Source organism: Streptomyces drozdowiczii (genome assembly GCF_026167665.1).
Classification (GTDB): Bacteria; Actinomycetota; Actinomycetes; order Streptomycetales; family Streptomycetaceae; genus Streptomyces; species Streptomyces drozdowiczii_A.
In genome coordinates this window covers 2,735,655-2,758,313 of record NZ_CP098740.1, presented here as the reverse complement: position 1 = coordinate 2,758,313, position 22,659 = coordinate 2,735,655, and the positions used below count along the sequence as shown (strand labels likewise).

Genomic DNA, 22,659 nt, shown 5'->3' with positions numbered 1-22,659 from the left:
GGTGAAAAGGTGTTACCCACGGGTACCCAAAGCCTTCCCGCCGACGTACTCTCGCCCTCATGACGGACTCGCAGGCCCCCACGTCCCCCGCCGCCGCCACGGTCGGCACCAACCCCGTGGCCGCCGCCCCCGCGGGCGTGCGCACGGCCGCCGATGTCGCGACGCCCGAGGTGATCGCCCGGCTGACGCGCGGCGTCACCGGCTCCGGCCGCACCGCCAACCACACGCCGTTCACCGGCGAGAAGCTGGCGGACCTGCCGGAGTCCAGCCCCGAGGACGTGGCCACCGCCTTCGCGCGGGCCCGCGCCGCCCAGCCCGCCTGGGCCGCCCTGCCGGTCCGCGCCAGGGCCGCGGTGCTCCTGCGCTTCCACGACCTGGTCCTGAGCCGCCAGTCCGAGATCCTCGACCTCATCCAGCTGGAGACCGGCAAGGCCCGGCTGCACGCCCACGAGGAGGTCCAGGCGGTCGCCGTCGCCGCCCGGCACTACGGCCGCAGGGCGTCCGCGTATCTGAAGCCGAGGCGGCACACCGGGGTCGTGCCGACGCTCACCAAGGTCACCGAACTCCGTCAGCCGCGCGGTGTCGTCGGCCAGATCGCCCCCTGGAACTACCCGCTGGAGCTGTCCGTCGGCGACGCGCTGCCCGCCTTCGTCTCCGGCAACGCCGTGGTGATGAAGCCCGACACCGAGACCGCGCTCACCGCCCTGTGGGCGCGCGACCTGCTGATCGAGGCGGGGCTCCCGGCCGAGGTCTTCCAGGTCGTCCTCGGCGAGGGACCGGTCGTCGGCCCCGAGGTCGTCAAGCACGCCGACTACGTCTCGTTCACCGGCTCCACCCGCACCGGCCGCGAGGTGGCCCAGGGCGCGGCGGCCCGGCTGGTCGGCGTCTCGCTCGAACTCGGCGGCAAGAACGCCATGCTGGTCCTGGCCGACGCCGACGTGGAGAAGGCCGCCGCCGGAGCCGTCCGCGCCTGCTTCTCCTCGGCCGGCCAGCTCTGCATCTCCATCGAGCGGCTGTACGTCCACGAGTCGGTCGCCGACGACTTCGTGGAGCGGTTCGCCGCCCGGACGAAGGCGATGCGGCTCGGCAGCGCCCTCGCGTACGGCGCCGACATGGGCTCGCTGGTCGGTGAACGGCAGCTGGAGACCGTCAGCCGGCATGTCGCCGAGGCCGTCGAGAAGGGCGCCAGGCTGATCGCCGGCGGGGTCGCCCGCCCGGACATCGGCCCGCTCTTCTACGAGCCGACGATCCTGGACGGCGTCGAGGCGCCCATGGCCGTCTGCACCGAGGAGACCTTCGGCCCGGTCGTCTCGGTCTACCGCTTCCGCGACGAGGACGAGGTCGTGGAGCTGGCCAACGCCACCCCGTACGGCCTGAACTCCAGTGTCTGGACCCAGGACTCCCGGCGCGGCCACCGGATCGCCGCCCGGCTGCGCACCGGCACCGTCAACATCAACGAGGGGTACGCCCCCGCGTACGGCAGCGTGCAGTCCCCGATGGGCGGCATGAAGGACTCCGGTCTCGGCCGCCGCCACGGCTCCGAGGGCATCCTCAAGTACACCGAGGCCCAGACCGTCGCCCAGCAGCGGCTGATCCCGCTCGCCCCGTCCTTCGGGATGGACGACGAGAAGTACGCCGCGTTCATGACCCGCAGCCTGAAGGCGATGAAGGCGTTCCGCCTGCGCTGACGCCCCCGCGCGCCCCGCACCACTTCTGTCCTTTTCGTACCGAGGAGTGCCATGTCCCAGGACAGCCCTGCCCAGAATCAGGACCGGCCGGCCGGTGCGGCCGACGACGACGCGTACGACTACGACGTGATCGTCGTCGGGTCCGGCTTCGGCGGTGCGGTCTCGGCGCTGCGGCTGACCGAGAAGGGGTACCGGGTCGGCGTCCTGGAGGCGGGGCGCCGCTTCACCCCTGGGACCCTGCCGAAGAACTCCTGGGACCTGAGGAACTACCTCTGGGCGCCCGCCCTCGGCCTCTTCGGCATCCAGCGCGTCCACCTGCTCGGCAAGGTGATGGTGCTGGCCGGTGCCGGGGTGGGCGGCGGCTCGCTGAACTACGCCAACACGCTGTACGTGCCGCCCGCCCCGTTCTTCGAGGACCGGCAGTGGGCGCACATCACGGACTGGCAGGACGAGCTGAAGCCGTACTACGACCAGGCCAAGCGGATGCTCGGGGTCCGGCTCAACCCCACGACGACCCCCTCCGACGTCCACCTCAAGGCGACCGCCGAGGCCATGGGCGTCGGGGACACCTTCCACCTCGCCCCGGTCGGCGTCTTCTTCGGAGACGGCCGGGACGCGGACGGCACCGCGCGCGCGAAACCCGGCGGCACGGTCCCGGACCCGTACTTCGGCGGGGCGGGCCCGGCGCGCAAGGCGTGCACCGAGTGCGGCGAGTGCATGACCGGCTGCCGGCACGGCGCGAAGAACACCCTCAACGAGAACTACCTCCACCTCGCCGAGAGGGCCGGCGCGGTCATCCACCCCATGACCTCCGTGGTCGCCGTCACCGAGCACCCCGAGGGCGGCTACCGCGTCGCCACCGTGCCCACCGACCGGCGGAAGAAGGCGAAGCCCACGGCCCTGCGCGCCCGCAAGGTGGTCGTCGCGGCGGGCACGTACGGCACCCAGACCCTGCTGCACACCATGAAGGACAAGGGGCTGCTGCCCCGGCTCTCCGCGAGGCTCGGTGAGCTGACCCGTACCAACTCCGAGGGCCTGGTCGGCGCCCAGACCTCCGACCGGCGCTACCGCAAGAGGCACGGTACGAAGCCCGACTTCACCAAGGGCGTCGCCATCACCTCGTCCATCCACCCGGACGCCAACACCCACATCGAGCCCGTCCGCTACGGCAAGGGCTCCAACGCCATGGGCGGCCTGACCATCGTCCAGGTCCCCTACAGCGCCCACCGGGTCCGCGCCTGGCTCGCCAACCTGGTCAAGCACCCCACGATCGCCGCCCGCTCGCTCTCCAACCGGCGCTGGTCGGAGCGGGTCATCATCGGGCTCGTCATGCAGTCGCTCGACAACTCCCTGACCGCCTACCGCAAGCCGCGCGGCATCGGCAAGGGCCTGCTCACCGCCCGCCAGGGCCACGGCGCGCCCAACCCCACGCAGATCGCGGAGGCGACGCAGAGCGCGACCCTGCTCGCGGAGGAGATCAACGGCTTCCCCGGGTCCAACATCGGTGAGCTGATGGGCACCCCGCTCACCGCCCACTTCCTCGGCGGCTGCCCGATCGGGGCCACCGCGGACGAGGGCGTCATCGACCCGTACCACCGGCTCTTCGGGCACCCGGGCATCTCGGTGGTCGACGGCTCCGCGGTCTCCGCGAACCTCGGGGTCAATCCGTCGCTGACGATCACCGCCCAGGCCGAGCGCGCCATGTCCTTCTGGCCGAACAAGGGCGAGCCGGACCCGCGCCCGGCGCAGGGTGAGGCATACGAGCGGCTGGCGGCGGTGGAGCCGCAGGCACCGGCGGTCCCGAAGGAGGCGTTCGGCGCGCTCAGGCTGCCGTTCCTGGGGATTCCGGCGGTGCCGCCGAAGGAGAAGGCGTAACGGCACGGGAACAGCAGAAGGGGCTGCACCCCCCTCCCAGTGCAGCCCCTCACGCTGTAACCGGTCCGTCGTTCAACAACCGACAACCGGTGTTCCGCATGCATGACCTGCCGGACCCCCGGATGGTTGTCCTCGTACTGATGAAATCCTTATGTGAGGTGGATCACTCCGCTTGTCGTGCCTGATCCGTGATCTGATTCCGGGCAACTTTTCCGGGTCGCCCCCGGTCGTACCCGCTGTCGCCGCCCCAGCGGTCACACAGCTCCCGACGACCCCGAAGGCCCAAGATGAGAAGCACGACCCCGTTCCGCCGTGCGGCGGGCATCGTCGCCTCGGCAGGCCTGCTGGCGGGCGGTCTGCTCACGCTGAGCAGCCCCGCGCAGGCCGCCGACCCCGAGTTCACGATCGGCGGCCCCGCCGAGACCGCCCTGCACCCGTATCCGGCCACGGGCTCCCCGCGGAAGTCGAGCCTGGACATCACGGTGACCAACCCGTCCGAGGACGAGGAGAACGGGGACTTCGCGGAGGAGTTCACCGTCCGCTTCGACTTCGGGAAGCTGGCGGGCGTCGCGGATGTCTCCTTCGACAAGGAGGGCAGCCCGGACTGCGAGCGGACCGGGACCACCGCCGTCTGCCACGACTACGGGATCCGGCCCGGCCTGAACACCCTCGCCGAACTCCAGGTCAGCGCCGCCGAGGGGAGCGAGGACGGCGACTGGGGCACCATCGAGGTCACCGCCGAGGCGGAGGGCGCCACCTTCCGCCCGTTCACCGCGCGGGTGTCGATCGGCGGGCCCGACCTGTCGATGAAGCCGCTGCCGCTGAAGACGGAGCTCAAGCCCGGCGACAGCCAGCCGGTCCCGGTCACCTTCACCAACAACGGCACCCGCGCCGCCCAGGGCGTCCTGCTCACCCTGCGCAACACGCGCGGCCTGGAATTCACCGAGCGCTACGAGAACTGCGAGTACAGCGAGGAGGACCTGGGCATGGGGCCCGGCACCTGGTCCACCGCGCTCTGCACCTTCCCCGGCAGCTACGAGCCCGGCGCCACGTACACGCTGGAGGTGCCGCCCACCCTGCGGGCCACGGAGCGCGCCTTCTACGACACCCTCCTCTACCGGATCAACGAGGACGGCACCGACGCCCGCGCGGCGCTGCGCTCCGGCGCCCGCTTCAGCCCCGGCAAGGGCGCGAAGCTGGCCCTGCGCGAGGCCCCTGCCGTCCGCTCGGCCGACCTGGACCCGACGGACAACCAGCAGGAAGCCGACTTCCGGACCGCCAACACCGCCGACTTCGCGGCCTACGGCGACAAGGCCGCGGGCAAGCCGGGCGACACCGTGGACGTGACCCTGGGCTTCCGTAACGAGGGCCCCGCCTGGATCGGGTACATCCGCTCCGGCGAGCCCGTCGCCACCGTCGACTTCACCGTGCCCCGCGGCAGCCAGGTCGTCTTCAAGCCGGACATCTGCCGGGGCGTGACCGCGACCGGCGAGTACCGCGAGAACCAGGAGGGGGCCCCGCGCTACTTCTGCTCCACGCCCATGTCCGTGCTGGAGGACGCCGACTTCGCCCTGCCCTTCCGGCTGAAGCTCGTCTCGGCCGACCCCGGCAGCAAGGGCGCGGTCGTCGTCCGCAACACCCACCTCCAGGCGCCCCCGCTGCCCTTCGACCCGGAGCCCGCCAACAACGCGGCATGGGTGGAGCTCAACGGCGAGGACACGGACGCCACGACGGGCGGCTCCGACAACGGCGGCTCGACGGCCACCGGCGGCTCGACCTCGTCGGGCACGAGCGGTACGAACGGCACGAGCGGTACGAGCGGCAGCACCGGTACCTCCGGCAGCACCGGCACCTCCGGTACCTCCGGCTCCGGTGGCGGCTCGCTCGCCTCCACCGGCACCGGCACGCTCGCCGCGTCCGGCGCGGCCCTCGTCGCGCTGCTCGCGGGCGGCGCCCTGTTCACGGTGTCCAGGCGGCGCGCGACGCGCTGACCCGTACAAGGAGAAAGCCGTACAAGGAGAAACGGCCGGCCCCGGGCGTCCCCGGAGCCGGCCGTTTCCCTGGAGAGACCTGGCGGTCCCTCCGAGTGACCGGGCTGCTGTCCCCTGCCGACCGGTCACGCACGCCGGTGCGTGGTCCCACGGCGTACACGCGGTACGCCACACACCCCGGCGGAGCCACGCGTGGTTCCCCTGACGATCCGCACCTGGCCGACGCGGACACCGGGACCAACGAAGCCGCGCGGGACCCGGTCACGCGCCGTACGGGTGAGACTCCGCCCGAACTGGGATACGGCGGGGGAGCGCCGTTCAGACCCGGCCCCGGCACAGCTCCAGGAGCGTCATCGCCAGCGAGGTGCCCGGCTTGCCCAGCGCCTCGCGGTAGCGGACCAGGATCTCCGTCTCGCGGGACAGGTTGACCCGGCGGCCGCCCGACGTCATGCGGGCCTCCTGGATCACCGCCGAGACCGCCATCCGTTCCTGGACCAGCCCGATGATCCGGTCGTCCAGGGAATCGATACGGGTACGGGCGTCGCCGATCAGGGACGCGGCCTCGTCGGTGCGGGCGCCGGTGATCTCGGTGCCGGTGGTGCTGCTCATGACGGTCTCCCGGTGAGATGCGGCACCCCGGGGCCGGACGGGCCCGGAACGCAGAACGCCCCGGGCCTTTCGGCCCGGGGCGCCTGGAACGTTGCTTGTCAGTTGCTCAAGCAGCACGACCATGGCAGCCGGCGGGCCGGATGCCATAGGTAAAGACGGAGGTCGTGTGCTGACGCATGGGGACAGTATGGCCCCCTCGCCCCGGTGGGCTCACACCCGGCCCGGATCGTGAGACGGCGCACACCCGGGGCGGCGGCCCCGGACCGGGGCAGGCCACTTCCGGCCGCCGGTAGAATTGGAGGACCGACCCCTCTCCACCGCCGGAAGGCCGCCCGTGCCAGCAGCACCCCCCGCCGCCCCCGACACCGCCACCGACGTGGTCCTGGTAGTCGACTTCGGCGCGCAGTACGCCCAGCTCATCGCCCGCCGCGTCCGTGAGGCCCGGGTCTACAGCGAGATCGTGCCGTCCACGATGCCGGTGGCCGAGATGCTGGCCAAGAACCCCCGCGCGATCATCCTCTCCGGCGGCCCCTCCTCCGTCTACGCCGAGGGCGCGCCCTCGCTCGACCGCGCGCTCTTCGAGGCCGGGGTCCCCGTCTTCGGCATGTGCTACGGCTTCCAGCTGATGGCGACCACGCTCGGCGGCACCGTGGACGACAACGGCGCCCGCGAGTACGGCCGCACCCCGCTGACCGTCTCCAAGTCCGGCTCCACCCTCTTCGAGGGCACCCCGGACGAGCAGTCGGTGTGGATGTCGCACGGCGACGCCTGCTCCGCCGCCCCCGAGGGCTTCACCGTCACCGCGTCCACGGACGTCGTCCCGGTCGCCGCCTTCGAGAACGACGAGAAGAAGCTCTACGGCGTCCAGTACCACCCCGAGGTCATGCACTCCACGCACGGCCAGCAGGTCCTGGAGCACTTCCTGTACCGGGGCGCGGGCATCGAGCCCACCTGGACCACGGGCAACGTGATCGAGGAGCAGGTCGCCGCGATCCGCGCCCAGGTCGGCGACAAGCGCGCCATCTGCGGCCTGTCCGGCGGTGTGGACTCCGCCGTCGCCGCCGCCCTCGTCCAGAAGGCCATCGGCTCGCAGCTCACCTGCGTGTACGTCGACCACGGCCTGATGCGCAAGGGCGAGACCGAGCAGGTCGAGAAGGACTTCGTCGCCGCGACCGGTGCCAAGCTCAAGGTGGTCGACGCGGAGAAGCGCTTCCTCGACGCCCTGGCCGGCGTCTCCGACCCGGAGCAGAAGCGGAAGATCATCGGCCGCGAGTTCATCCGCGTCTTCGAGCAGGCCCAGCTGGAGATCCTCCAGGAGGACGGCCCCGAGGTCGCCTTCCTCGTCCAGGGCACGCTCTACCCGGACGTCGTGGAGTCCGGCGGCGGCACCGGCACCGCCAACATCAAGTCCCACCACAACGTGGGCGGCCTCCCCGAGGACATCGAGTTCGAGCTCGTCGAGCCCCTGCGCCAGCTGTTCAAGGACGAGGTCCGGATGGTCGGCCAGGAGCTCGGCCTGCCGGACGAGATCGTCCAGCGCCAGCCCTTCCCCGGCCCCGGCCTCGGCATCCGCATCGTCGGCGAGGTCACCAAGGACCGCCTCGACCTGCTCCGCGAGGCCGACGCCATCGCCCGCGAGGAGCTGACCGCGGCCGGCCTGGACCGCGACATCTGGCAGTGCCCGGTGGTCCTGCTCGCGGACGTCCGCAGCGTCGGCGTCCAGGGCGACGGCCGCACCTACGGCCACCCGATCGTGCTGCGTCCGGTCTCCTCCGAGGACGCCATGACCGCGGACTGGTCGCGCCTGCCGTACGAGACCCTGGCGAAGATCTCCACCCGCATCACCAACGAGGTCGCCGACGTCAACCGCGTCGTGCTCGACGTGACGAGCAAGCCGCCGGGGACGATCGAGTGGGAGTGACCCTCCCCGCGAACCCCTGACGATGCCGCCGCCCGACGAACCGGGCGGCGGCATCGCCGTACCGGAGCTCCGCCGCAGGCGCATCACCCCCGCAGCCGCGCCCCCGAAAACGCGTGGCGCGCGCCGAGGCGCCCGTGGCAGGCTCCGCCCCCATGCCGTCCGAAGAGATCCGCGCCCTGATGTCCGCCGCCCACAACGACCGCCTGACCTGGAACACCCCGCTCTCCGACGAGCACGCCGCCCGGCTCGTCGCCGCCTGCGCACCCGCGCCCGGCGCGCGGATCGTGGACCTCGGCAGCGGCTGGGGCGAGCTGCTGACGCGCCTCGTGGAGTCGGCGCCCGGCAGCACGGGCGACGGCGTCGAGACCGATCCGGAGGCCGTCGCGCGCGGCCGGGCGCTCGCGGGGGAGCGGGGGCTCGCGGAGCGCGTACGGTTCCACGAGGTGCCGGCCGCCGAGTGGCCGAAGAAGGACTACGACCTGGCCGTGTCCATCGGCGCCTCGCACGCCTGGCCCGGCGGGACCGCCGAGGCGCTGGCCGCGCTGCGGGCGTCCGTACGGCCCGGGGGCCGGGTGCTGTTCGGCGAGGGCTTCTGGGAGCGGGAGCCGGACACGGCAGCGCTGGTCGGGCTCGGCGCCGAACCCGGCGACTTCGGCTCACTGCTCGACCTGATCCGGCAGGCCGAGACGGCGGGGCTGCGGGCGCTCCAGGTAACCGTCGCCGACCAGCGGGAATGGGACCTCTTCGAGTCGCACGCCAACATCGGCCGGGGCGAGCGCTGGGCACTGGCGCACCCGGACCACCCCCTGCACGACGGTGTCGTCGCCGCCGTCGATGAGCGGCGCACCGGCTACTACGGCGGCTACCGGGGCACGTTCGGGCTCGCCTACCTCGTCCTCGGGACCTGAGCGAAGCCCTCGGGGCCCGAGCGAATTTCGAACGCGCTGGCGAAGGCGCCCCTCCGGTGCGCCCCGATGCGGCAGCCCTCCGCCCCGTACGGCACAATTCGCAGCGTTCGCAGACGAGTTGGACCGCCGACGGCGGTAACAGGGGTGGGAAAGGGCGGCGTTCTCCGTGGCGTTGGACGAGGCACGACAGGGCGCGCACGGCGGCGGCTGCACCTGCGGGGACTGCCCGCACGGGGCGCGCCAGGGACACCGGCGCGCGGTGGCCGCCTTCCTGGCCAAGCGCGACGGGTTCGCCGCCGGACAGGGGCTGCCCGCCGGGGTCGCCCAGTCGGCGTCCGCGACCCGGCAGTGGGTCTCCGACGAGCTGACCGAGTCCGCCCGCGAGGTGGCCGACCGGGGCCGCGAGGCCGGGGACGCCTGGCTGTACCGGGTGTGGCAGCGCACCCTGGTCGTCGTCTGGGGCGGCCTCGCCGTCCTCGCCCTCGCCGAGGCCGCCACCGCGATCGGGGCCGGGTGGACCCATGCCCGTACCGCCGGACTCGTCGCCGGACTGGTCACCGCCGTGCTGCTGACCGCCGCCGCCCATGTCCACCGGGCCCGCGGCGGCCTCCTCGCCCCGCTGATCGGCGAGGACAACCGGCTCTCCACCTCACGCGCGGTCGCCGCCTCCTGGGTGCTGCTCGCCGTGTTCTCCGTGCTCGTCCTCGCCCTCGAACTGGCCGCGGCCTCCGGGCACGCCCGGCGCGACGAGCTGATCGAGGGCCTGGACCTGGCGCGCGGCGCGGGCATCGTGGCGGTGCTCGCGCTGGTGTGCGCCGTGGCGGTGGCCGTGCGCCGGGTGGTGAGCGTACGGGTGCTGTCCGGGCGGCTCCAGAAGCTGCGCGCCGACCGGCCGCGCGCGGCGGACCTGCTCACCGACGACTCGGGGCGCGGCGGCTTCACGGACGTGCAGTACGTGCTGGTGTCCACGGTCGCCGTGGTGTTCGCCGCCGTCCGCCTCGCCCGCAGGCCCGAGCAGCTGCCCGACCTGCCGTGGGGCCTCGCCCTCCTGGTGGCCGTCTCGGCGGCCGTCTACTTCACCGGCAAGTTCGGCGAGGGCGGCCGGCCCGTCGTGCTCTCGGTCGTCCGGGCCCGCGAGGCGGGCGACCTGGACGCGCCGATCCGGACCGGCGACGACATCGAGATCCGGGGCGCGGGATTCGTGCCGCCCGGCGCGGGGGCCCCGGACCGGCTGGCCCGGGTCGTGGTGCGGATCGGGACCGTGCACGTCCATGTCCCGCTGGTGCCGGTCCCCGGGGGCTTCGCGAACCCCTCCGACACGCTGCTGACCGTGCCGGTGCCGGTGGAGGTGGAGCCGGGCGTGGTCGAGGTGCAGGTGGTGACCGCCGCCGGGACGGAGACCGCCCCGGTGGCCATCGACGTCACGGACTGACCCGCTCCCCGCGAACCCGCACCGCGCTGAACGCCTTCGCCGCGTTCGTACGTAAGGTCGGGTGACGGGCCGTACGGTCCGGAGGCGCACGGCACGGCCGCGGAAGGCGGGAGCAGCATGTACGGGTACGGCGGTAACGGGCGGGGCCTGGGACGGGTCCAGGGCGAGGGCAGCAGCCTGCGGGACCTGGCGCGGGAGCACGCCCTGCTGCCGCTGCGGATCTTCCTCGGCATCACCTTCGTGTACGCGGGGCTCGACAAGCTCACCGACAGCGCGTTCTTCCACGCCTCCGGCCCGGGGTCGATCGGCGAGCAGATGCACGCCGTCCGCGACTCCGCCGCCATCCCCGGCCTGGTCGACCTGGCGCTGAACGGCCCGTCCGGCTTCGGCTACGCGATCGCGATCGGCGAGCTGGCCGTCGGCATCGGCACCCTCCTCGGCCTGTGGACGAGGATCGCCGCGCTCGGCGGCGCCCTCATCTCGCTGAGCCTGTGGCTCACCGTCAGCTGGCAGGTCTCCCCGTACTACCTCGGCAACGACCTGATCTACCTCATGGCGTGGCTGCCGCTGCTGCTGGGCGGGGCCCCGTCGCTCTCGCTCGACGCGCTCCTCGCCGCGCGCCGCCGCCGGATCCGGTAGCCGATCCACGTCGCCCACGCGGCCGTGAACAGCCCGCCGCAGAACAGCACGACGAAGAACTGCGGCGGGGCGTCCCAGGCGCCCGCCGCGTCCGCCGCGTATCCGGCGGCCAGGGCCAGCATCGCCAGGCCGGTGACGGCGCGCCCCGGCCGGAACTCATGACGCGGCACGGTTGACCTCCACCTGTCCGTAGTCCACTTCCAGATCCAGGTCGACCGTGCCGCCCGGGGTGCTGCCCTCGGCCGGTGACAGCGTCTTGCGCTGGTCCTGCGTGGCGCGGATGTCCAGATCGCCCTTGTGCCGCCCGTCCACCACCACGAGCGCCCCGAACCGGGTCCGCGCGTGCACCCGGACGGTGACCTCCGGCGGGACGTGCACCAGGACCCGGCCCGCCCGGGCCGCCACCCGGGTCCGCACGGTGTCGCCCTTGGGCACGGTGACCCGGGTCAGGTCCAGCTCGGCCTGGCCCGAGCCGATCGCGTACACCGGCCGGACCGCGGCGACGGACGCCGGGCGCCACTCCTCGCGCACCCAGTGCGTGCTGATGTCCTTGGGCAGCGAGGCGGCGCCCACCAGCAGCCCCGACGTGATCATCGCCAGCAGCAGCGTGCCGAACCCGGTCCGCCCGACGAACGCGCTCACCAGCATCGCCAGGCCGAACACCCCGAGCGCGGCGGCGAGCCCGACCTCCAGGCTGGTGCCCAGCGGCTGGGACCCCCAGGTCAGCCCCGTACCGAGACCGCCCGCGAGCAGGGCGCCGAGGAACGCGAGGCCGGCGATCGACCGCGGCCCCCGCACCTCCCGCGACCGGGGCGGCGGCGGGCGGAACGGCGCGTCGGGCGTCGCCCCGCGCGGCTCCCGCTCCCCGGCGACCACCACGTCCGGCGGCCCCCACAGATAGCCCAGGGCCACCGGCCCCGTGGTGCCGTCCTTGACGATCGGGTCGCGCCACCAGGAGGGGCCGGACGGGGTCGGCGGCGCCTTCACCTCGGGCGGTGCCTCCGACGCCGCCTGCGCGGCCGCCTGGTGCAGCGGGTCCTCCGGACCGGCCTTCTTGCGCGCCTGCGTCCACATGGAGAAGCCGAGGACCGCGACCGACAGCATCGCGGAGAACGCCAGCGTGCCGCCGTTCCCCAGCATCGACAGGAACAGACCGCAGCCGATCAGCGCGCACAGCACCGCGCTCAGCGACGCCAGCTCGACCCGTCCCGAGAGCAGCCGCCGCGCCTCGTTCTCGTCCTCGCCCTCCGCCGGGATCAGCAGCCAGGCGAAGCCGTAGAAGATCAGCCCGAAGCCGCCGGTCACCGAGAGCACCCCGAGCACGATCCGGAAGATCACCGGATCGACGTCGCAGTACCGGCCCATCCCGCCGCACACCCCGGCCACCACCTTGTGCCGCGGACTGCGGTGCAGACGCGGAGCGGGGTCCGGGGGAGGTGCGGCGCCGGGCGGCGCGTCCTGGGGAACGGTCATGGCTCCATGGTGACGGGCCCCGCACCCCACCGGCACCCGCCCCGACCCTGGCCGGTCCCTGATATTGGCCCGCCCGCCTCTCAGGGACGCCGGGCCCCGCACCGCCCTCGCGCCCCGGACGTCTCAGGGTCGAACCGGGGGCCGACCCTGATGCCCTCACCCGTACGCGCATGTGACGATCGGACCATGCCCGCCGCCACCGCCCGAGCCGCAAGCTCCCACGCCCCCGACCCGGAGGAGCCCCCGCTGCGCAAGCTGTACCGCAGCGCCGACGGCCGGCTCCTCGGCGGAGTGGCGCGCGGACTCGCCGGACACCTCGGACTCCCGGTCGCCTGGCTCCGCTTCGTCTTCCTCGGCCTGTTCTTCGCGGACGGCCTCGGCGCCCTGCTGTACGCGGTGTTCTGGATCGTGGTCCCGCTCGGCGTCGGCGGTGTGGACGGCCCCCGGTCCGTCTTCGAGACCGCCCCCGACGGCACCCGGCGCCTCCGCAAACCCGACAAGGGCCAGCTCTTCGCCCTCATCGCGCTGCTCATCGGCGCCTTCGTCTTCGTCGGCAACGTCGACATGGGCAGCAAGGCCGACCGCTACATCTGGCCCAGCCTCCTCATCGGCGCCGGCTCCGTCCTGGTCTGGCGCCAGGCCGACAACGCCCGCCGCGCCCGCTGGATGGAGGTCGGCCGCCGCCGCCGCGTCCTGCAACTGGCCCGCGCCCTGGCCGGAGTCGCCCTCGTCGGCCTGGGGCTCGCCGTCTTCATGGTCGTACGCGGCTCCGCCGCCCAGCTCGGCAACGTCATCACCGCCGCCATCGCCGTGCTCACCGGCATCGCCCTCCTCGCCGGCCCCTACCTCGTCCGCATGACCCAGGACCTCTCCGAGGAACGCCTCATGCGCATCCGGGCCCAGGAGCGCGCCGAGGTCGCCGCCCACGTCCACGACTCCGTGCTGCACACCCTCACCCTGATCCAGCGCAACGCCGACGACGCCGGCGAGGTCCGCCGGCTCGCCCGCGCCCAGGAGCGCGAGCTGCGCAACTGGCTGTACAACCCCGAGGGCACCGGCAAGGACGAGGACGACGAGCCGGAGACCCTGGCCGAGGCCGTCAAACGGGCCGCCGCCGAGGTCGAGGACAAGCACGGCGTCCCGCTGGAGGTCGTCGTGGTCGGCGACTGCCCGCTGGACGAGAAGCTGTCCGCGCAGCTGCAGGCCGCACGCGAGGCGATGGTCAACGCCGCCAAGTACGGTGGCGAGGGCGGCGCCGTCCAGGTCTACGCGGAGGTCGAGGGCCGCACGGTCTTCGTCTCCGTTCGGGACCGGGGCCCGGGGTTCGACCTGGACTCCGTACCGGGGGACAGAATGGGCGTACGAGAATCGATCATCGGCCGGATGCAGCGCAACGGCGGCACGGCCCGGCTGCGTTCGGTGCCCGGCGGGGGCACCGAGGTCGAGCTTGAGATGGAGAGGACGAGCGATGAACGGGACCAGTGAGGCGGCCGGGGGCCAGGAGAACCCGCAGCGCCGGGTACGAGTCGTGCTCGTCGACGACCACCGGATGTTCCGCACCGGCGTCCAGGCCGAGATCGGCCGCACCGAGGAGACCGGCGTCGAGGTCGTCGGCGAGGCGGCCGACGTCGACCAGGCGGTCACCGTCATCACGGCGACCCGCCCCGAGGTCGTCCTCCTCGACGTCCACCTCCCCGGCGGCGGCGGCGTCGAGGTGCTGCGCCGCTGCGCGCCCCTGATGGGCGCCGCCGAGAACCCGGTGCGCTTCCTCGCGCTCTCCGTGTCCGACGCCGCCGAGGACGTCATCGGCGTCATCCGGGGCGGCGCCCGGGGGTACGTCACCAAGACGATCACCGGCACCGACCTGGTCGACTCGGTCTTCCGGGTCCAGGACGGCGACGCCGTCTTCTCGCCCCGCCTGGCCGGCTTCGTCCTCGACGCCTTCGCCTCCACGGACGCGCCCCCGGTCGACGAGGACCTGGACCGGCTGACCCAGCGCGAGCGCGAGGTGCTGCGCCTGATCGCCCGGGGCTACGCGTACAAGGAGATCGCCAAGCAGCTGTTCATCTCGGTGAAGACGGTCGAGTCCCACGTCTCGGCGGTGCTCCGCAAACTCCAGCTCTCCAACCGCCACGAACTCACCCGCTGGGCGACGGCGCGACGGCTGGTCTAGGGGCCTTTTCGGATCAGGCCGGGTCCAGCGAGATGTTCAACTTCTCGCCGATCCTGCGGTAGCCGATGGAGACGTAGATCCGCTCCACGTCGGCGTCGCCCGGCTCCAGCCACACCACCCGGCAGCCCCGCGCGAACGCGGTGCGCGTCAGGTGGGCGGAGAGCGCGGCGCCGATGCCCCGGCGGCGGAAGTCCGCGCCGACCGCCAGGCCCGCCAGCTCGCTCAGCCCGTCCACCGGGACCGAGCAGCCGCCCGCGCCCGCCGGTACGCCGCCGACCGTCGCGAGCGCGGCGACCCCGCCGCCGGCGACCGCGTCGCGCAGCCACTCGACCGTGCCGTCCTCGGGCTCGCCCTCCCCGCCGTAGCCCAGGTGCTGGACGAGCGCGGCGGCGGCGAACTCCGCGTCGGACGCGGGCTCGGCCATGACCAGGCCCGCGACCGGCTTCGGGTCCACGAGGCCGCCGGGGGCGCAGGCGAGGATCGGGGCGCGGTTCTCGACGGTGAACCCGGCGGCGAGCAGCGCCGGTTCGACGGCGGGCGCCCAGCCGGGCAGGAACTCCAGGCGGGGCATCCGGTCCCGCTCGCGGAACGCCGCTATGAGTGCGTCGAGTTCGCCGGGGGTGGGCTCGGCGTCCTGGTCCGGGATCGCGTAGTTGGCGTACTTCAGCGACCAGTTCGGGTTGTAGCGGATCACGAACGGCCCGACGCGGACATGGTCCGGGGAGCGCAGCGTGAGCGTACGGGCATGGGTCTGGACGTCGGCGTCCATCGGCATGTGCGGGTGTCCTTCGGGCCGTTGGCTTCGGAGGGCCGGAGCCTATGCCACCCGGGTCGCCCCCGCGAAGGGCATTTCGTCGAGGGGCGCGATCCGGACCGGGGCCCCGGGACGCGGCGCGTGGATCATCCGGCCGTTCCCGATGTACAGGCCGACATGGCTGATGCCCGAGTAGAAGAAGACCAGGTCCCCGGGGGCCAGCTGGGAGCGCGGCACCCGCTGCCCGGCGTTGATCTGGGTGTACGTGGTCCGGGGCAGCGACACCCCGGCGGCGCGCCAGGCGGCCTGGGTGAGCCCGGAGCAGTCGAAGGAGTTCGGCCCGGTCGCGCCCCATACGTACGGCTTGCCCAGGGCGTTGTACGCGAAGGCGACCGCCTGAGCGGCGCGGGAGTTGGGCGCGGCGACGGGGGAGCGCGGGGCGCTGCGGTCGGCGTGGCCGGCCCCGCGGCCCTCCTCGGAGGCGTCGTAGGAGGCGCGCTCGGCCGGGGTGAGGCGGGCGAGCAGGCGGCGGGCCTCGGCCAGCTTGGCGCGGACGGTCGCCCGGTGCTCCTTCAGGGCGGCCTGCCGGGAGGCCAGCTCGGTGAGCTTCCCGGCCGCCTCGGCGCGTACCTGGGCGATCTCCGCGACCTGGCGGCGCACCGAGCGCACCTCGGCGGCCCGGCGCTCTCCGGCCCGCTCCGCGTAGGTGGCGCGGCGCAGGTACTGGTCGGGGTCGGAGGAGAGCGCCAGCTGCACGGAGGGGTCGATGCCGCCGGACCGGTACTGCGCGGCGGCGTACGCGCCGAGCACGTCGCGGGCGGTGTTGAGGCGGGCGGTCCTGCGGGCGGCCTCGTCGCGCAGGGCGTCGACCGACTTGGCGGCGGCGGTCGCCTCGGACTTCGCGCCGTTGTACTTCTCGGTGGCGACCTCCGCCTCCCGGTACAGCCGGTCCACCTGGGCCTTGACCTGCTTCGCGGTGGGCGCGGGGTCCGCGTGCGCGGCTCCCGGCAGCACGGCGGCCGTCGCGGCTCCGGCGACGGCGAGGGTCGCCGCGGCGCGGGCCGCGGAGGCGGTGGTGAGGCGCTGCCTGGGTTTGCGATGCGCTGCCACGGGGGCGGGCGTCCTTCCGTGCGACGGCCCGGCGGGGTATACCGGCGGGCTTCTCCGGTGGCCGGGGAGGACGGTTCCTGGTCCACGGCCACCGGGAAGGGACGCTAATCCCAGGTCACGGGAAGGTGTCGTTATGACGGTTATTGCCCGCTCTTGGCGTGGCATTGTCACTGCGTGATCGCTCTTGCAGCCCTGCTGACCGGGAAAAGGGTCGCAGAATCAGGCAAAAAGTGCATTCATCATTCAAGCGGCCCGTAGGCCCCACCCTGCCCGGAGCGGTACGGGAAGAGGGTTCTAGGGTGCGGAACCATGCGTGTACTCATCGATTTCGTCGTCGCCCTGCACATCATCGGCATCGCCGCCCTGCTCGGCGGCTTCCTCGGCCAGATGAAGGCGATGAAGGCCGGCACCGCCCGGTTCGTCCCCGGCATGCTGCACGGTGCGCTGACCATGCTCGTCACCGGCGTCGCCCTCGTCGGCCTGGACCAGGCCGACGACCACCCCGTGAACAACGTCAAGATCGGCATCAAGCTGCTGTTCCTGGTCGTGATCCTGGGGCTCGTCTACATCAAGCGGGACGAGGAGAAGGTGGAGAAGGGCGCCTTCGCGGCGGTCGGCGCGCTGACCCTGGCGAACATCTTCATCGCCACGCTCTGGACCTGAGCGGCGGACGCGCCCCGGAAGAGCGGGCCGGTCCGCGCGGACCGGCCCTCTTCCCCGGTCAGGCCGGGCGCACACTCCCGTAGATCGGCATGTAGTAGATCGACTCCTCGCGCACGTTCGCCCCGGGCTTCGGCGCGTGGATCATCATCCCGTCGCCCTTGTAGATCCCGACGTGGCTGATGTCGTCGTAGAAGAAGACCAGGTCACCGGGTTGCAGATCGGCCGTCGCGACCCGGGTCCCGACGTTCACCTGGTCCCAGGTGGTCCGCGGGAGGTCGACGCCCGCCGCCTTCCAGGCCGCCTGCGTCAGTCCCGAGCAGTCGTACGAGGCGGGGCCGGTCGCCCCCCAGACGTACGGCTTGCCGATCTGGGCGCGGGCGAACGCGAGGACCTTCTCCGCCTTCGTGGAGGCGCTGCTCCCGGAGCCGGTGTCCGAGCCGGAGCCCGAGCCCGTCTCCGTACCGCCGCTCCCCGACTCCTTGGCCTTCTGCTCGGCCTCCTTACGGGCGGCGGCCTGCTTCTTCGCCAGCTCCGCCGCCTTCCGCTTCGCCTCCGCCTCCTTCTTGCGCTCCAGCTCCGCCAGGCGCGCCTTCTCCTCGGCGGTCAGCTTCGACAGCAGTGTCCGGGCCTCGGTCAGCTTCGTCTGGACGTTCTGCTTGCTGGTGCGCAGATCGGCCTGCGACTCGGTCAGCGTCTCCAGGCTCTCCACGGCCTCGGCCCGCTGCTTGGACACCTTCGCCTGCTGCGTACGGAACTCCGTGACCGCCTGCTGCTGGCGCTCGGCCATCCGGTCCATGAGGTGCGTCTGGTCGAAGAACGACTGCGGGTCGTCGGCCAGGAAGAAGGTCGCGGTCGGCGCGAGGCCGCCGTTGCGGTACTGGGCGGCGGCGTAGTTGCCCAGCGTCCTGCGGGCGTCGTTCAGCTTCTCGGTGCGCTCGGCCACGCTGTCCAGGAGCGTGTCGACCTTGGACTTCTGCCGGTCCGTGGCCTCCTTGGCCTGGTTGTACTTCTGGGTGGCGGTCCCGGCCTGCCGGTACAGGTCGTCGACCCTCTTCTGGACTTCCTCGATGCTCGGCTTCGGCGCGGGCGCGGCCATCGCGCTCTGGGAGGACAGCAGCGTCACCGAGGCCAGCGCGGCCGAGGTCAGCCCGACGGCGGGGACGGTGGAGCGCATCCGGGTGCGCGGTTTGCGATGCGACGCCAAGGCCGGCATCTCCTTCCGTGGACCGCCTACCGGGTTAGCTGTCGGGTTCGGGCGGAACGGAAGGCTGCCCTACGGTCCGGTGGGGAAGGACCGATTCACCCCGGTACTACGTGTGGGTCCCCGGTTCCGGGCGGGCCCGGATTCGGCGTGGCGGCACGCTCGGCGTAGGTCGCCTCTGGGGGTACGGGCCGTCCGAACGTGCACGCTAGCCAACTGATGGGGCCGCTGTGAAGGTTGGTGTGCGATATGCCCGATACATTTCCGTGACCTTTTCGGACCGGGGCCGGGTGTCAGTCGGGCGCCTTAGACTCGGACAGCGATGAGCAGCCTCTTTGACGACAGTTTCCTGGCCGGCCTCCAGCAGGAGGAGGACGCGCCCCCGCCGCCCCCCGAGGACCCCGCACCCGAAGCGGTGCCGGAGGACCTGTTCGCGGGCGTGTTCGAAGGCCCCCGCCGCCCCGTGACGCGTACTACCGCGACGGCGCGCACCGCCCCGTCATCGACCCCGAGGCGCTGCTCGACGGGCTGAACACCGAGCAGCGCGCCGCCGTCGTGCACGCCGGGTCGCCCCTGCTCATCGTGGCCGGCGCGGGCTCCGGCAAGACCAGGGTGCTCACCCACCGCATCGCCCACCTGCTGGCCGAGCGGGGCGTCCACCCCGGCCAGATCCTGGCGATCACCTTCACCAACAAGGCCGCCGGCGAGATGAAGGAGCGCGTCGAGCAGCTGGTCGGGCCCCGGGCCAACGCGATGTGGGTGATGACCTTCCACAGCGCCTGCGTCCGCATCCTGCGCCGCGAGTCCAAGCGGCTCGGCTTCACGTCCTCGTTCTCGATCTACGACGCCGCCGACTCCAAGCGGCTCATGGCCCTGGTCTGCCGCGATCTGGAGCTGGACCCGAAGCGGTACCCGCCGAAGTCCTTCACCGCCAAGGTCTCCAACCTCAAGAACGAGCTGATCGACGAGGAGACCTTCGCGGGCCAGGCGGCCGACGGCTTCGAGAAGACGCTCGCCCAGGCGTACGCGATGTACCAGGCCCGGCTGCGCGAGGCCAACGCGCTGGACTTCGACGACATCATCATGACGACGGTCCACCTGCTCCAGGCGTTCCCGGACGTCGCCGAGCACTACCGCCGCCGCTTCCGGCACGTCCTCGTCGACGAGTACCAGGACACCAACCACGCCCAGTACACGCTGGTACGCGAGCTGGTCGGCCCGGCCGGCCCGGAGAACGCCCCCGCCGAGCTGTGCGTCGTGGGTGACGCGGACCAGTCGATCTACGCCTTCCGGGGCGCGACCATCCGCAACATCCTCCAGTTCGAGGAGGACTACCCGGACGCGACGACGATCCTCCTGGAGCAGAACTACCGCTCCACGCAGACGATCCTGTCCGCCGCCAACGCGGTCATCGAGCGCAACGAGAGCCGCCGCCCCAAGAACCTCTGGACCAACGCCGGTACCGGCGCCCGCATCACGGGCTACGTCGCGGACACCGAGCACGACGAGGCGCAGTTCGTCGCCGAGGAGATCGACCGCCTCACCGACGCGGGCGACGCGAAGGCCGGCGACGTCGCCGTCTTCTACCGGACGAACGCGCAGTCCCGTGTCTTCGAGGAGATCTTCATCCGCGTCGGCCTGCCCTACAAGGTCGTCGGCGGCGTCCGCTTCTACGAGCGCAAGGAGGTCCGGGACGTCCTGGCCTACCTGCGGGTCCTCGCCAACCCCGAGGACAACGTCCCGCTCCGCCGCATCCTCAACGTGCCCAAGCGCGGCATCGGAGAGCGCGCCGAGGCCATGATCGACGCGCTCTCGCTGCGCGAGAAGATCACCTTCCCGCAGGCGCTGCGCCGGGTGGACGAGGCGTACGGCATGGCCGCCCGCTCGGCCAACGCCGTGAAGCGGTTCAACACGCTGATGGAGGAGCTGCGCACGGTCGTGGAGTCCGGCGCCGGTCCCGCCGTGGTGCTGGAAGCGGTCCTGGAGCGTACGGGCTATCTCGCCGAGCTCCAGGCGTCCACCGACCCCCAGGACGAGACCCGCATCGAGAACCTCCAGGAGCTCGCCGCCGTCGCCCTCGAATTCGAGCAGGACCGGGGCGAGGAGGAGGGGTCGGGCACGCTCGCGGAGTTCCTGGAGCAGGTCGCGCTCGTCGCCGACTCCGACCAGATCCCGGACGAGGACACCGACGGCTCCGGCGTCATCACGCTGATGACCCTGCACACCGCGAAGGGCCTCGAATTCCCGGTCGTCTTCCTGACCGGCATGGAGGACGGCGTCTTCCCGCACATGCGGGCGCTCGGCCAGGTCAAGGAGCTGGAGGAGGAGCGCCGCCTCGCCTACGTCGGCATCACCCGCGCCCGCGAGCGGTTGTATCTGACCCGCGCCGCCATGCGCAGCGCCTGGGGCCAGCCCTCGTACAACCCGCCGTCGCGGTTCCTGGAGGAGATCCCGGACCAGCACCTGGACTGGAAGCGCAAGGGCCCGATGGCCGCCCCGGCGGGCCCCACCTCGGGGATCACCTCGTCGCTCTCCGCCTCCCGGGCCCGCTCCGGCCCCTCCGGCTTCGCGACCCGGCGGACCTCGGACAAGCCGACGATCACCCTGGTCGCGGGCGACCGGGTCACGCACGACCAGTTCGGCCTGGGCACGGTGACGGCGGTCGAGGGCGTCGGAGACCAGGCGAAGGCCACGGTCGACTTCGGCGACGACCGCCCCAAGAAGCTGCTCCTGCGGTACGCGCCGGTGCAGAAGCTCTGAGACACGCGTCACGGCCGGAGCCCCCGAGGCCCCGGCCGTGACGACGTCTCCCGCTGCCTCAGGTCGGGTTGATCCCGTGGCCGCGCAGCCACGGCAGCGGGTCGATCGCCGCGCCGCCGCCCGGCCGCACCTCGAAGTGCATGTGCGGGCCGGTCGAGTTCCCGGAGTTCCCGGAGTACGCGATGACATCGCCGGCCTTGACCGGGCCCGAGCGGATACGGGTGCTGCTGAGGTGGCAGTACCAGGTCTCCGTGCCGTCGGCCATGGTCACGATGGCCATGTTGCCGTAGGCGGTGTTGTACTGCGTACGGACCGTGCCGTCGGTCGCCGCCATCACCGGGGTGCCGTACTGGACGGGGAAGTCGATGCCCGTGTGCACGGACATCCAGTTGACGCCCGCCTGCCCGAAGTAGGCGCTCAGCCCGTGCTGCTTGACCGGCATCACGAACTTGGGGCGCAGGGCCTCCTTGCGGGCGGCCTCGGCCGCGCGCTTCTTCTTCTCGGCATCCTGCCGCTGCTTCAGGTCGATGCGTTCCTGGGTGCGGCTGGCGCGGTCCGCGAAGTTCTCGGCGTCGGCGCTGAGGTTGGCGAGCTGGGTGTCCAGCGCGTTGTTGGCCGCGACCGGCTTGACCGTGCCGGGGTCGGCGGCGGCCATGGTGGTGGTCGCGTCCGCCTTCGTCTCGTCCCCGCCCATGCCGCTCACGGAGGCGGCGGCGATCCCGGCCACGCTCATCACGCAGGCGGAGGGAACGGCGACGGTGAGGAGTGCGGAGCGCTTCGCGGGGGAACGCCTGCGGCTGCGGCCGCCGCGGCGGGGCTCCGTGGGGGCGAGATCGGGGTGCGGCTCGGCGGCCTCGTCCGGCTCGCCGCCGTCGTCGGCCCGGCGGTGGGCCTCGTAGGGGTCGTAGTCGTAGGAGTCGTGCCCGTCGTAGGACTCGTAGGTCTCGTACGTCTCCGAGGGGGCGGCCTGTTCGGCTTCGTTCGAGGCGGCCGGGCTTTGCACATTTTGCTCTTCGTGCCCGGGCGTGGCGCCGGTGTTCCAGGCGGTGGCGTCGTACACGCCGGTGTCGTACGTCCCCGTGTCGTCCGAGGGCCACGCGGTCGCCGCGGCGGTCCAGGTGGTGGTGTCCCACTGGCCGGAGTCGTAGCCCTCCGCCGGCAGCCAGGTCGTGGCGGTGTCGTACTGCGGCTGCTGCTGGGCCTGATAGCCGTGGTGCGCGCCGGTGTCCCACTGGGTGGTGTCGTACGAGCCGCCGTATCCGGTCTCACCGCCGGTGTACGGGATGCCGTAGCCCTGCGAGGTGTCGTACGAGGCGTCGTAGGCGCCGTCGTAGGTGACGCCGGTGCCGGGGAGGGAGCCGAAGAGCGGGTCCGTCTCGAAGCTGCCCGTGGTGTAGCCGTCGTATCCGGCATACCCGGCGTGGGGGTGCTGGTCGTTCACCAACTTCTCTCTCGCCTCGGC

17 protein-coding genes, 1 pseudogene and 1 riboswitch are annotated in these 22,659 nt (G+C 72.6%); of the genes and pseudogenes, 11 read left to right on the top strand and 7 right to left on the bottom strand.

The annotated features are described in order from the left end of the window. Positions 1–59: 59 nt before the first annotated feature. The 3 genes from NEH16_RS12255 to NEH16_RS12245 all read left to right on the top strand — a co-directional run bounded on the left by NEH16_RS12255 (position 60) and on the right by NEH16_RS12245 (position 5,554). Complete coding sequence (locus tag NEH16_RS12255; protein WP_265542012.1) at positions 60–1,688, top strand: succinic semialdehyde dehydrogenase; 1,629 nt, start codon at positions 60–62, stop codon at positions 1,686–1,688. 51 nt (positions 1,689–1,739) lie between these two features. Beyond that, entirely contained in the window at positions 1,740–3,563 is a 1,824-nt protein-coding gene (locus NEH16_RS12250; RefSeq protein ID WP_265542011.1) for a GMC oxidoreductase, read from the top strand. 287 nt (positions 3,564–3,850) lie between these two features. Further along, positions 3,851–5,554, top strand: a complete 1,704-nt coding sequence (locus tag NEH16_RS12245; protein WP_265542008.1) for a peptidase — start codon at positions 3,851–3,853, stop codon at positions 5,552–5,554. Between the two features lie 318 nt (positions 5,555–5,872). Here the strand turns inward: NEH16_RS12245 and NEH16_RS12240 are convergent, their stop codons facing one another. Next, complete coding sequence (locus NEH16_RS12240; RefSeq protein WP_073964376.1) at positions 5,873–6,163, bottom strand: chorismate mutase; 291 nt, start codon at positions 6,161–6,163, stop codon at positions 5,873–5,875. A 334-nt stretch (positions 6,164–6,497) separates the two neighbouring features. Here NEH16_RS12240 and guaA point away from each other — a divergent pair, with 334 nt between their 5' ends. The 4 genes from guaA to NEH16_RS12220 all read left to right on the top strand — a co-directional run bounded on the left by guaA (position 6,498) and on the right by NEH16_RS12220 (position 11,063). After that, on the top strand, positions 6,498–8,084 hold the full coding sequence (gene guaA / locus NEH16_RS12235) for a glutamine-hydrolyzing GMP synthase (protein ID WP_073964375.1): 1,587 nt from the start codon (positions 6,498–6,500) through the stop codon (positions 8,082–8,084). A 152-nt stretch (positions 8,085–8,236) separates the two neighbouring features. Further along, positions 8,237–8,992 (top strand): SAM-dependent methyltransferase, encoded by a 756-nt coding sequence (locus NEH16_RS12230; RefSeq protein ID WP_265542005.1) that lies wholly within the window; start codon positions 8,237–8,239, stop codon positions 8,990–8,992. A gap of 166 nt (positions 8,993–9,158) precedes the next feature. Beyond that, positions 9,159–10,424, top strand: coding sequence for a hypothetical protein (locus NEH16_RS12225; protein ID WP_265542003.1), 1,266 nt, complete (start codon positions 9,159–9,161; stop codon positions 10,422–10,424). A 117-nt stretch (positions 10,425–10,541) separates the two neighbouring features. Then, positions 10,542–11,063 carry a DoxX family protein gene (locus NEH16_RS12220; protein WP_265542002.1) on the top strand — a complete coding sequence of 174 codons (522 nt, stop codon included), beginning with the start codon at positions 10,542–10,544 and terminating at the stop codon, positions 11,061–11,063. Here NEH16_RS12220 and NEH16_RS12215 read toward each other — a convergent pair. Beyond that, positions 10,970–11,233 carry a hypothetical protein gene (locus NEH16_RS12215; RefSeq protein ID WP_265542000.1) on the bottom strand — a complete coding sequence of 88 codons (264 nt, stop codon included), beginning with the start codon at positions 11,231–11,233 and terminating at the stop codon, positions 10,970–10,972. The two genes, NEH16_RS12220 and NEH16_RS12215, sit on opposite strands and share 94 nt — an antisense overlap. Beyond that, positions 11,220–12,536, bottom strand: a complete 1,317-nt coding sequence (locus NEH16_RS12210) for a PspC domain-containing protein (protein WP_265541998.1) — start codon at positions 12,534–12,536, stop codon at positions 11,220–11,222. The genes NEH16_RS12215 and NEH16_RS12210 overlap by 14 nt, the downstream gene beginning before the upstream one ends. Before the next feature lie 186 nt (positions 12,537–12,722). On the opposite strand from NEH16_RS12210, the gene NEH16_RS12205 reads away from it, so the two are divergent. Beyond that, positions 12,723–14,021 carry an ATP-binding protein gene (locus NEH16_RS12205; RefSeq protein ID WP_265541996.1) on the top strand — a complete coding sequence of 433 codons (1,299 nt, stop codon included), beginning with the start codon at positions 12,723–12,725 and terminating at the stop codon, positions 14,019–14,021. Next, the gene (locus NEH16_RS12200) at positions 14,005–14,709 is read left to right on the top strand and encodes a LuxR C-terminal-related transcriptional regulator (protein ID WP_265541994.1); all 705 of its coding nucleotides are present in this window, start codon (positions 14,005–14,007) and stop codon (positions 14,707–14,709) included. Before NEH16_RS12205 ends, NEH16_RS12200 begins: the two co-directional genes overlap by 17 nt. Positions 14,710–14,722: 13 nt before the next feature. Here NEH16_RS12200 and NEH16_RS12195 read toward each other — a convergent pair whose 3' ends face one another. Continuing rightward, positions 14,723–15,484 carry a GNAT family N-acetyltransferase gene (locus NEH16_RS12195; RefSeq protein WP_073964368.1) on the bottom strand — a complete coding sequence of 254 codons (762 nt, stop codon included), beginning with the start codon at positions 15,482–15,484 and terminating at the stop codon, positions 14,723–14,725. A gap of 42 nt (positions 15,485–15,526) precedes the next feature. Beyond that, entirely contained in the window at positions 15,527–16,573 is a 1,047-nt protein-coding gene (locus NEH16_RS12190; RefSeq protein WP_265541992.1) for a C40 family peptidase, read from the bottom strand. Between the two features lie 309 nt (positions 16,574–16,882). On the opposite strand from NEH16_RS12190, the gene NEH16_RS12185 reads away from it, so the two are divergent. After that, a complete protein-coding gene (locus tag NEH16_RS12185; protein ID WP_073964366.1) occupies positions 16,883–17,236 on the top strand; it encodes a hypothetical protein in 354 nt (117 codons plus the stop codon). Between the two features lie 58 nt (positions 17,237–17,294). Here the strand turns inward: NEH16_RS12185 and NEH16_RS12180 are convergent, their stop codons facing one another. After that, a complete protein-coding gene (locus NEH16_RS12180; RefSeq protein WP_265541990.1) occupies positions 17,295–18,449 on the bottom strand; it encodes a C40 family peptidase in 1,155 nt (384 codons plus the stop codon). Continuing rightward, a riboswitch (cyclic di-AMP (ydaO/yuaA leader) is annotated at positions 18,448–18,598 on the bottom strand. (Overlaps the previous gene by 2 nt.) A 161-nt stretch (positions 18,599–18,759) precedes the next feature. Between NEH16_RS12180 and pcrA the strand changes: the two are divergent. Continuing rightward, positions 18,760–21,197: pseudogene (pcrA, locus tag NEH16_RS12175) on the top strand (DNA helicase PcrA). Positions 21,198–21,255: 58 nt separating this feature from the next. Here the strand turns inward: pcrA and NEH16_RS12170 are convergent. After that, entirely contained in the window at positions 21,256–22,638 is a 1,383-nt protein-coding gene (locus tag NEH16_RS12170; protein WP_265541988.1) for a M23 family metallopeptidase, read from the bottom strand. Between the last annotated feature and the right edge of the window lie 21 nt (positions 22,639–22,659).